Origin of the sequence: Promicromonospora kroppenstedtii DSM 19349 (assembly GCF_000515355.1) — a bacterium.
Lineage (GTDB): Bacteria > Actinomycetota > Actinomycetes > Actinomycetales > Cellulomonadaceae > Promicromonospora > Promicromonospora kroppenstedtii.
Genome location: NZ_KI911710.1, coordinates 48210 through 58696, shown reverse-complemented (window position 1 = coordinate 58696; position 10487 = coordinate 48210). Strand labels below are relative to the sequence as shown.

Sequence of the window (10487 nt, the reverse complement as noted above, 5' to 3'; positions counted from 1 at the left end):
GGCGTCGGGGCGGAGCGCTGCTGGTCGCCGCCGTCCTGGTACCGACGGCCGCCCTGGTCGCGGTCGCCGCTGCGATCCAGCTCGCGGACCACGTCACCGCGCGGGCCGCGCTCCTCGATCCGGCGGCCTTCGCGCGCATCGCCGAGGGGGACCCGCGGTCCGCGGTCGAACCACTGCTGCCCGAGGCCACGCTCCAACCACCATCGGGCGCCGACCCGTCGTGCGACCACTACTCCGTCACGGCGGACCCCCTCGCCGACGCGTCCGGCGATACCTACCGGATCTGCTGGTCGGACGACCGTGTGTCATCGGCGGACCTCGTGACCCGCGGCGCGTCGTGAGCGGGTCTGGCGTCGCGGACGCATCGGGCATCCCGACAACCGGGCCCTTGCGCGTGGTCCTCGCCGACGACGAACCTCTGGTGCGAGCCGGGCTGGCCGGAGTCCTGGAGACCGACGAAGGCATCCGGGTCGTCGGGCAGGGCTCCTCGGGCGAGGAGGCGCTGGCCGCCGTCCGGGCACACCGGCCCGACGTCGTGCTGCTCGACGTGCGCATGGGCACCATGAACGGGCTGGAGGCCCTGGCGAAGATCAAGCACACCGCAGGGGCGCCCCCTTGTCTCATGGTCACGACGTTCGGTGAGGACGAGTACGTCGCCGAGGCGGTCCGACTGGGCGCCGACGGTTTCGTGCTGAAGTCGGGAGACCCCCGCGAGCTGCTGCTCGCCGTGCGTGCGGCCGCGGCCGGCGGGGCGTTCTTCTCGCCGGCGGTGTCGCGGCGGCTGCTGCAGACCGGGCTCGGCACGCGGTTCGTCGCACGGCAGGACGCCCGGGAGCGGTTCGAGCGGCTGACCCGACGTGAGCAGGAAGTGCTCGTCCTGCTTGGGGACGGACTGTCGAACGCCGAGATCGCGGACCGGCTGCATCTTGCCGAGGGCACGGTCAAGGTGCACGTCACGTCGATCCTGCGCGGCACCGGCGCCCGCAACCGTGTCGAAGCCGCCCTCATCGCGGCGCAGGCCGGCGCTCCGTAGTCGCAACGACGAGCTGCCCGGAACCGCGGGAATCCCCAGTTCCGGGCCGCTCGTCGGGCTGGGCGGCCGGTCGTCGGCAGCAGGGCGCCGCCCGTCACCAGGAGCTGGTCAGAGCTCCACGGTGAGCTCCGCGTCACGGAGGTCGAGGCGGTCCAGCAGCCGGTTGTACGGCCCGAACGTCTGCTCGACCTCCGCGGGGTCGAGGTAGTCCGACAGGTCGTACTGGTGGGACGGGGTGCCCTTCGGCTTGGCGACGACGTCTGCCAGGTGCTCCTGGTCACGGGTGGTCCAGGTGGCGCCGATCGCCGCGTACAGCCGAGGCACCTCGGTGAAGGGGTCGGCGCTGAGCTTGTGGTACGGCACGTCCACGATCGAGGCGGGCGGCAGGTTGCGGCGCAGCTCCAGGCCGCGGTTCACCTGGTCGACCAGGTGGTCCAGGGCGAACCGGCCGATCACCTGGCGGTCGGTGTCGTGCTGGTACATCCCCCAGAAGGTCTCCATCAGGCTGCAGAACGACCCGATGACGGTGACGGGGTCGCGGTGGGTCCACACGAACGTGGCGTCCGGGAAGACCTTGAGGATCGTGTCCATGTCGGCCAGATGCGCCGGGTACTTGAGGAACCAGCGCTTGGCCGCCCGGCCGTGCTGCAGGACCTGCAGGCACGACTTGAGGTACTCGTAGTCGGCAGTCTGGTCGCGCTGGGCCGCCCAGGCGCTGTAGGACGGCATCAGGCCGTGCAGGACCGGCCAGTGGCTGCCGTGCGGCAGGAGGAACATCGATTCCTCGGGGCGGTCGACGTTGATGGGGTGGATGTGCGGGATGTCCGGAGCGAACCGCTCCATCAGCCCGGCGCCCTGCTCCATCTGCTTGATCAGCTTCTGTTCCGACCGCGGATCCTCGAGGCCGGTGTTCTGCATCTCCCACAGCAACGGTGCGCGGTGCTCGGGCGAGGCGGACAGGACGCGGTGGGCCAGCGTCGTCGCGGTGCGCGGCAGCCCGCAGACGATCACCGGCGCCGTGATCTGCTCGTCGGCGATCTCCGGGTGCTCCGCCAGCAGGTGGTTCACCCGCAGCCGGTTGACATACCGCGCCTTGACGTCGGCCAGGATGAGGGACCAGCCCAGGGGTGACAGCTGGGGGATCTCGGCCGCACCCCTCACGATCACGCCGAGGTCGTCCGCGAACTGACGATCCTCGGTGCCCGCCTTCTTCTCGACCTGCGCGACCGCTTTGGCCCAGGACCGGTCGGGTTCCTCGTACCCCTTCACGATCGGTCCCAGCACGGTGTTCAGCGCGCGGGTCATGCGGGGCGTGCGACTCACAGATCCTCCAGGGGAAATTGCTCGGGGGTAGAACTCGGACAAGAACTGGGTGCGGGGCCCGGCACGGGCCCCGGTGGGCGACGTGGTCGGCGGCGCGCTCTCGGCCTGGTCACTCGGCCCAGGGCGACGGGCTGGTGGCGCGGAAGGTCACCGGCAGCGCGGCGGGGCGACGGAAGCGCAGGTCGGGGACCCAGCGGATCTCCTCGGCGTGGGTCGCCAGCGCGGGTTCGAGCTGCCGCAGCAGGGTCTCGACCGCGGTCCGGACGATCAGCCTCGCCTGGCGGGGCGCCGGGCACCGGTGCGCCCCCGCTCCCCAGGCCAGGTGCGCTCGGTTGCCCAGCCCGTCCCAGGCGTCGCCGCGGATCCTCGGGTCCGAGGCCGCCGCCCCGACCGCCAGCAGCACGGCGTCACCCCGCTCGACGTACGCGTCGTCGCCGAACAGGTGTCCCTCCTTGACGGCGAACCGCGGTACCAGCACCGTCACCGGCGACGCGTTCCACAGGACCTCGTCCAGGGCCTCGTCGGTCCCGAGCCGCCCGCCGGCCAGCCGCCGGAGGAAACCCTCCTCGCTCAGGGCCAGGAGGAGGGCCTGTCCCAGCCACGCCTGCACGCCCAGGCTCGCGCTCGTGACCAGGGAGAGCATCCCGGTCACGGCTTCGGCGGTGCCCGCGTAACCGGAATGCTGCGCGAGCAGGCCGATCGGCGTCAGGCCACCGCTCGCATCGCGCCCCATGACCTGTCCGCCGAGCAGAAAGCTCAGCTCGTCGACGATGGCGCCGTCCCCGCGCCCGGCAGCCATGTCCTCCGCGATCTCGAACACCTGGCGCCCGGTCCTGGGGTCCAGCCCGAGCACCGCGCCGAAGGCGCGATGGGACACCGGCACGACGTAGTCACGCATCAGGTCGGCGCCGTCCCCGGCCACGAGCCGGTCGACTACCTCCTGGCACACGTCCCGGGTGATCCGGCCGACCTCGGCAGCGTCCACCGCCTCGAGCACCTCGTCGACCGGACCCCGCAGCCGGGCATGTACCGGGCCCGACGCCGTCTCCACCCGCCGCGTCGCCCCGTGCTCGAAGGACGGCCGGAAGGACGCCGGCAGCGGCCCGCTCGGCTCGCCGTTCCAGGCGCCCGTGTCAGTGGTGACCATCCCGGAGCCCCGGGCGAGCGTGGCGAGGGTCTGGTATCCGCTCACGAGCCAGGCACGCGCGTCCGAGCCGAGGCCGACCGGGGCAGCCTCTCCCCAGTCCTGCCGCAGCTGCGACCAGGCGGCATCGATGTCCCGCGCCGCGAGCACGTCGGCGAGCGGGGGGACGTCGACAGGGTCGAACAAGCGCATCGGGAGACCACCGGATCGTGGCGACCCGGACAACACCGGACGTGGGGCGTGCGTAGCCGCAGTCTGATTCGTCATCGTTCTTTTCCACCAGGGGCAGGGCGAGACTTCGGAGACCGTGACGACCCTAGCGGCCAAATACCCCATATGGGCACAATTTCACCACGTCGGATCCGCGCGAGTGTCCGCCCGGCCGGCCCCGGGTGTGGGCGCACGCCCGTCGAACGGTCTCCGCCGTACGCCTCCCGCCTCCCGGACCCTTGGGAGCCGGCACACCACGGAGGACCGGAACCGCAGACAGCGCGCTTCCGGTCCTCCGCTCAGGTGTCGCCCGACAGGCCGACAGGCGCCTCCTAGTACGCCGAACCGGTCGGCGGCGTCGGCGGCGTCGGCGGCGTCTGGGGTGTCTGGGGTGCCTGCGGAGCGGACGAGGTCCGCGTCGGCGAAGCCTCCATCCTGCGCTCCAGCCTCTCCAGCGATCGGTGCGCCACGTCACGACCACCCATCCCGTATGCCAGGGCGGCGGCCAGCGCCGCACCGACAACGATGGAGCCGAAGGCGAGGTTGATGATCGAGTCCGCCAGGCCCATGTACTGCAGGCCGATCGCCACGAACAGGATGATCGTCCCGTACCTGAGAATCGTGGCCGCGGTGCCCTCACCGACCACACGCTTGATGACGGTCGCCACGAAGAACCCGGCCGCGATGATCGCACCGCCGAACAGCACGCGCCCGGCCAGCTTGAGCACCTCGTTCAAGATGTCGGTGATGGCCGGGAAATTCAGCAGCTGCGCGGCCATGATCGCGAAGAAGACGAGGATCGCGGCCTGCGCGATCTTGGCGATGACGGTCGACGGGCTGGTACGGCCGGTCGTGATCCCGGCCTCCCGGACGACACGGTCGGTGCCGACCCCCTGCAGCACACTCTCCAGGAGATCGGCGACGAATCTCGCAATGAGGTAACCGATACCCAGGATGACCAGAGCCGCGATGATTGCCGGGATGGCCCCTAGGATCAGGGTGAGCATCTCCTGGGCCGGCTCGGAGATCGACCTGATGCCGAGAATCTGCAGCGCCGCGATGGCGACGACCACCACGATGACGGCAAAGACGAGGTTGGCGATCACCGACGCGATGCGGGCATTCGTCTCGCGGGCCTCGACCTGGTTGTCGACCGGGGGCGTCGAGTACTGACCGGTCTCCGGGTCGTAGGACTCAGCGCCCGCCTGCGGCTCCGCCCCCGTCTCCCGGCTGGCCGCCGCCCTGGCCCGACCGAAGAGACGTGCGAAGTCGACCGCGCCCAGCGCCGCCACGATGATCTGCTTGACGATCTTGGCGATGAGGTAGCCGATGAAAAACACGACCGCCGCACCAATGATGTTCGGCAGGTATCCAAGGATGGTCTCGAGCATGCCCTGGAGCGGGCCCAGCACCTGTTCGAGGTGTAGCACCTGGAGCACGGCGATCAAGCCGAAGAGCCAGATGAGGAGCGCGATGATCTGACCGATCGACGTGCCGACGTCGCGGCCGTCAGCTCCCTGGCGCCGCAGGAATCCGATGCGCGAGACCAGCTTCGCGACCGCCCATCTGACGAGCCGTGCGACGAGCCACGTGACGACCAGGATCACCAGGACGATGGCGATCGTCCCCAGTATCCCGGCCCAGTCGTAATCCTCTGCGATATTCATCTCGAGCGTCCTCCCTGAAACAGAGCAAAATGCCTCGGGCATCGATGGCGACAGGTGCCATACTGTGGACGCTACCCACATTCTTCCTGCTCGCGACTTGTTCTCGTGGTATCGGCCAGGGCGAGAGGACAAAAATCGCTTCTCCGCAATAGCGCAAAGACCCGAAAACGCAGTAATTTGCGTTTCCGGGTCTTTGATCGACGCACTGGGCGACCGGTCAAGCGTGCAAGGTCAGAAGTCCCAGTCGTCGTCCTCGGTCTCCACGGCCTTGCCGATCACGTAGGACGATCCCGACCCCGAGAAGAAGTCGTGGTTCTCGTCAGCGTTCGGCGACAGCGCCGCGAGGATCGCGGGGTTGACGTCGGTGTCCTCCTTGGGGAACAGCGCCTCGTAGCCCAGGTTCATGAGGGCCTTGTTGCCGTTGTACCGCAGGAACTTCTTGACGTCCTCGGTCAGCCCCAGCTCGCCGTAGAGCGAGTCGGTGTACTCGACCTCGTTCTCGTACAGCTCGAAGAGCAGGTCGAACGTGTACGCCTTGAGCTCGTCCTGCTCGGGCTGCGTGAGCTTCGCGAGGCCCTTCTGGTACTTGTAGCCGATGTAGTACCCGTGCACTGCCTCGTCACGGATGATCAGGCGGATCAGGTCGGCCGTGTTCGTGAGCTTCGCCCGCGAGGACCAGTACATCGGCGCGTAGAAGCCGGAGTAGAACAGGAACGACTCGAGCATCGTCGAGGCGACCTTGCGCTTCAGCGGGTCGTCGCCCCGGTAGTAGTCGAGGACGATCTCCGCCTTCTTCTGCAGGTGCTCGTTGCTCTCCGACCACTCGAAGGCGGCGTCGATCTCCGGCGTGGACAGCAGCGTGGAGAAGATCGAGGAGTAGCTCTTCGCGTGCACGCTCTCCATGAAGGCGATGTTGGTGTACACCGCCTCCTCGTGCGGGGTGAGCGCGTCCGGGATCAACGACACCGCGCCGACCGTGCCCTGGATGGTGTCCAGGAGGGTCAGACCGGTGAACACCCGCGACGTCATGGTCTTCTCGTGCTCCGAGAGCGTGTTCCACGACTGGATGTCGTTCGACACCGGGACCTTCTCGGGCAGCCAGAAGTTACCGACCAGGCGGTCCCAGACCTCGAGGTCCTTCTCGTCCTCGAGGCGGTTCCAGTTGATCGCCGTCACGCGATCGATGAGCTTGAGCTTGCCAGTTGGCGACATGGGAGTTCCTTCAGGAGCGACGGTGGTACGGGTGAGCCTGGCGGTGCGGACCGGTCAGCGTGCTGCTGTCACAGCATGCAGCTGACGCAGTTCTCGACCTCCGTACCCTCCAGTGCCATCTGGCGCAGGCGGATGTAGTAGAGGGTCTTGATGCCCTTGCGCCACGCGTAGATCTGCGCCTTGTTGACGTCGCGCGTGGTCACCGTGTCCGGGAAGAACAGGGTCAGCGAGAGGCCCTGGTCCACGTGCTGCGTCGCCGCGGCGTACGTGTCGATGATCTTCTCGTAGCCGATCTCGTACGCGTCCTGGTAGTAGTCCAGGTTGTCGTTCGTCATGTACGGCGCCGGGTAGTAGACGCGGCCGAGCTTGCCTTCCTTGCGGATCTCGACCTTGGCCGGCACCGGGTGGATCGACGACGTCGAGTTGTTGATGTAGCTGATCGAGCCCGTGGGCGGGACGGCCTGGAGGTTCTGGTTGTACAGACCGTGCTCCATGACCGAGGCCTTGAGCTCACGCCAGTCGTCCTGCGTCGGGATCGACACCTCGGCGTCGGCGAACAGACGCGCGACACGCTCGGTGGCCGGCTTCCACTCCTGCTCGACGTACTTGTCGAAGTACTCGCCCGTGGCGTACTTCGAGTCCTCGAACCCGCCGAACTTCTGCCCGCGCTCGATCGACAGGCGGTTGGACGCCGCGATCGCGTGGTAGGCCACGGTGTAGAAGTAGATGTTCGTGAAGTCGATGCCCTCGTCGGAGCCGTAGTAGATGCGCTCACGGGCGAGGTAGCCGTGCAGGTTCATCTGGCCCAGGCCGATCGCGTGGCCCCGCTCGTTCGCCAGCTTGATCGACGGGACGGACTCGATCGACGTCTGGTCGCTGACCGCGGTCAGCGCGCGGATCGCGGTGTCGATCGTGCGGCCGAAGTCCGGGGAGTCCATCGCCTTGGCGATGTTCAGGGAGCCCAGGTTGCAGGAGATGTCCCGCCCGACCTCGTCGTACGAGAGGTCCTCGTTGAACGTCGACGGCGTGGAGACCTGCAGGATCTCGGAGCACAGGTTCGAGTGGGTGATGCGGCCCTTGATCGGGTTCGCCTTGTTCACCGTGTCCTCGAACATGATGTACGGGTAGCCCGACTCGAACTGCAGCTCGGCGAGCGTCTGGAAGAAGTCGCGCGCGCTGATCGTCGTCTTGCGGATGCGGTCGTCGGCGACGAGCTCGTCGTACTTCTCCGAGATGGAGATGTCCGCGAACGGCTTGCCGTAGACCCGCTCGACGTCGTAGGGGCTGAAGAGGTGCATGTCGGCGTTCTTCTTGGCCAGCTCGAACGTGATGTCCGGGATGACCACACCGAGCGAGAGGGTCTTGATGCGGATCTTCTCGTCCGCGTTCTCCCGCTTGGTGTCGAGGAACCGCATGATGTCGGGGTGGTGCGCGTGCAGGTACACGGCACCGGCGCCCTGGCGCGCACCGAGCTGGTTCGCGTAGGAGAAGGAGTCCTCCAGGAGCTTCATCACGGGGATGACGCCCGAGGACTGGTTCTCGATGTGCTTGATGGGCGCGCCGTGCTCGCGGATGTTGCTCAGGAGCAGCGCCACGCCACCGCCGCGCTTGGAGAGCTGCAGCGCGGAGTTGATGCCGCGCGCGATGGACTCCATGTTGTCCTCGATGCGCAGCAGGAAGCAGGACACGGGCTCGCCGCGCTGCGCCTTGCCGACGTTGAGGAAGGTAGGCGTCGCCGGCTGGAACCTACCGGAGATGACCTCCTCGACGATGTCGCGGGCCGTCTGCTCCACGCCGTCGGCCAGGCCGAGCGCGACCATGGCGACGCGGTCCTCGAAGCGCTCCAGGTACTTCTTGCCGTCGAACGTCTTGAGCGTGTACGACGTGTAGTACTTGAAGGCGCCGAGGAACGTCTCGAAGCGGAACTTCTTCGAGTACGCGAGCTGGAACAGCTCCTTGACGAACGAGCCCGAGTACTTGGCGAGCACGGTCGGGTCGTAGTACTTGGCCTCGACGAGGTGCTCCAGCTTGGCCTCGAGGGTGTCGAACTCGACGGTGTTCGGGTTCACGTGCTGCAGGAAGTACTGGCGGGCCGCCTCGCGGTCCTTCTCGAACTGGATCTTCCCGTCCGGCCCGTACAGGTTCAGCATGGCGTTGAGCGAGTGGTAGTCCATCTGGAGGCTCTCCAGCGGGATCTCGCTCAGGCCTTCGGTCAAGCCGAGAGGCTCAGTGGTTGTTGCTGCCAAAATCGTCCCAATCCGTTGCGGACGCGCGTGACGTCCTGCGCAGTTCCGAGGAGCTCGAAGGCATACAGGTACGGGACATCACACTTGGCGGCGATGATGTCTCCGGTAATGCAGTACGCAGCCCCGAAGTTGGTGTTACCCGCGGCGATGACGCCGCGGATGAGCGACCGGTTGTGTTCGTCGTTGAGGAACTTCCTCACCTGGCGCGGGACGGCCCCGCCCTCGTTGCCGCCACCGTAGGTGGGGGCCATGAGGACGTAGGGCTCGTCCACGCGCAGGAAGCCGTCGGCCGGGCGGAGCGGGATCCGGTGCACGGACATCCCCTGCTCGTCGAGAGCGAGCTTCTCGACGAACCGGTGCGTGTTCTCGGACACGCTGGAGAAGTAGACGAGAGAGCCCACGTCACGCCTCCTTGCCGACGTAGCGGTGGTGCAGGTCAGGCCGAAGCGGCCTGAAGCGCGGCGACCGCGCTGATCTGGTCGGGGCGAAAGCCCGACCAGTGGGTGTCACCGGCCACCACGACCGGTGCCTGGAGGTAACCGAGGCCGCGGACCATCTCCAGCGCCTCGGCGTCCTGCGTGATGTCGACGACCGTGTACTCGACACCCTTGCGATCCAGTGCCCGGTACGTCGCGTCGCACTGGACGCATGCCGGCTTGCTGTAGACCGTGACGCTCATGTCCGCCTCCTCTGACCTCGAAGAACACCCGTGAACTTACGTCCGTGTGCTTTGTTCGCGGGTGTGCGTCTCCCGCTGCACCAAACACTACACCTAGGGTCTGACACCCGCTCGGTCACGACATGTAGTGGTTCGGGACGTGGTAGGCACTACGCCGGGAACGCTCGTGACGCTCATGGACCATGCTGCCACGAGCCTCTGACACCGCCTGGGAGGCCGCGCGCGCGGGTTCGCGGGGCGCCGTCGGAGGGGCCGCCGGGGCGGCCCGAAAGGGCACCTCGACGGCCTCTCGGGGCCAGAAAAATATCTGAGTCCACGGCGTGTCGCGCCCCTTCGGCGTGTCACCGCGGGCGGAGTTTGTCGGGCTCGCCACACGACGGACGTCCGTCCCTGGGAATACCTCGCCGCCACCCGGGCCGGACGGGCCCGCGGGTCCCCTGGCCGGCCCGGTACGCACCCGCCGGAGCGCCTACCCGTCCCGGCCGGGACGGTGCCAGCCGGCGCCGTCCACACCTCCGGGCACGGCGGTGCCGGAGTCGTACGGGGCCCGCGTGAGGTGGAAGGTGCCGACGTCCAGCGCGACGGGCGCGCCGTCCGCCTCGACCACCCGGAGCCGCTCCCCCAGCCAGTACCCCCCGTCGACGCCACGGAGCTCGCCGGGGACCCCGCCGGAGACCCCACCAGGGACGACGTCGAAGAGCGTGCCGCGGCCCCCGCTGTTCCGCGACCGCAGGTCGACCCGCCCCGCCGCGTCGACGCGCACGTCGAACGGGACCGGGCCCCAGTACCAGGTCCCGGCGATCCCGGCCCGTACGAGCCCGTCCGGGCCCCTCTGCCGCTCCGTCCGGGGCTCGCCGGCCACATGCTCTGCCGCGGCCGCCCCGTCGCCCTGGAACGCCGCCAGCAGCTCCGTGCCGTCGCCGAACCCGGCCGTGGACGAGCCGCACACCGCGACCACGTCGCCCGTCGTCAC

Annotated in this window: 10 protein-coding genes; 2 read left to right on the top strand and 8 right to left on the bottom strand. The window is 68.3% G+C overall.

Annotated elements, in window-relative coordinates:
- Together PROKR_RS35530 and PROKR_RS19670 are read left to right on the top strand one after the other, a co-directional pair.
- Positions 1-341, top strand: a 341-nt coding sequence (locus tag PROKR_RS35530; RefSeq protein ID WP_036966082.1) for a hypothetical protein, incomplete at its 5' end; no start/stop codon positions are given.
- A complete protein-coding gene (locus PROKR_RS19670; protein ID WP_281171738.1) occupies positions 338-1033 on the top strand; it encodes a response regulator in 696 nt (231 codons plus the stop codon). The genes PROKR_RS35530 and PROKR_RS19670, both read left to right, overlap by 4 nt.
- A gap of 108 nt (positions 1034-1141) precedes the next feature.
- On the opposite strand, the gene PROKR_RS19665 is transcribed toward PROKR_RS19670, so the two are convergent.
- From PROKR_RS19665 to PROKR_RS37500, 8 genes are all read right to left on the bottom strand, one after another.
- Positions 1142-2356, bottom strand: coding sequence for a sulfotransferase family protein (locus PROKR_RS19665; protein ID WP_245605892.1), 1215 nt, complete (start codon positions 2354-2356; stop codon positions 1142-1144).
- A 109-nt stretch (positions 2357-2465) separates the two neighbouring features.
- Positions 2466-3692 (bottom strand): cytochrome P450 family protein, encoded by a 1227-nt coding sequence (locus PROKR_RS19660; protein WP_036966073.1) that lies wholly within the window; start codon positions 3690-3692, stop codon positions 2466-2468.
- 350 nt (positions 3693-4042) lie between these two features.
- Positions 4043-5377 carry a mechanosensitive ion channel gene (locus PROKR_RS19655; protein WP_036966070.1) on the bottom strand — a complete coding sequence of 445 codons (1335 nt, stop codon included), beginning with the start codon at positions 5375-5377 and terminating at the stop codon, positions 4043-4045.
- A gap of 231 nt (positions 5378-5608) precedes the next feature.
- Positions 5609-6589: a class 1b ribonucleoside-diphosphate reductase subunit beta gene (gene nrdF / locus PROKR_RS19650; protein WP_020017610.1), complete on the bottom strand. Its 981-nt coding sequence runs from the start codon at positions 6587-6589 to the stop codon at positions 5609-5611.
- Positions 6590-6657: 68 nt separating this feature from the next.
- Positions 6658-8763, bottom strand: a complete 2106-nt coding sequence (nrdE, locus tag PROKR_RS19645; protein WP_200836245.1) for a class 1b ribonucleoside-diphosphate reductase subunit alpha — start codon at positions 8761-8763, stop codon at positions 6658-6660.
- A 38-nt stretch (positions 8764-8801) separates the two neighbouring features.
- The gene (gene nrdI, locus PROKR_RS19640; protein WP_036966063.1) at positions 8802-9236 is read right to left on the bottom strand and encodes a class Ib ribonucleoside-diphosphate reductase assembly flavoprotein NrdI; all 435 of its coding nucleotides are present in this window, start codon (positions 9234-9236) and stop codon (positions 8802-8804) included.
- A 35-nt stretch (positions 9237-9271) separates the two neighbouring features.
- Complete coding sequence (gene nrdH, locus PROKR_RS19635; RefSeq protein ID WP_020017613.1) at positions 9272-9514, bottom strand: glutaredoxin-like protein NrdH; 243 nt, start codon at positions 9512-9514, stop codon at positions 9272-9274.
- 469 nt (positions 9515-9983) lie between these two features.
- A partial coding sequence (locus tag PROKR_RS37500) for a DUF7586 domain-containing protein (RefSeq protein WP_036966300.1) occupies positions 9984-10487 on the bottom strand: 504 nt, incomplete at its 5' end.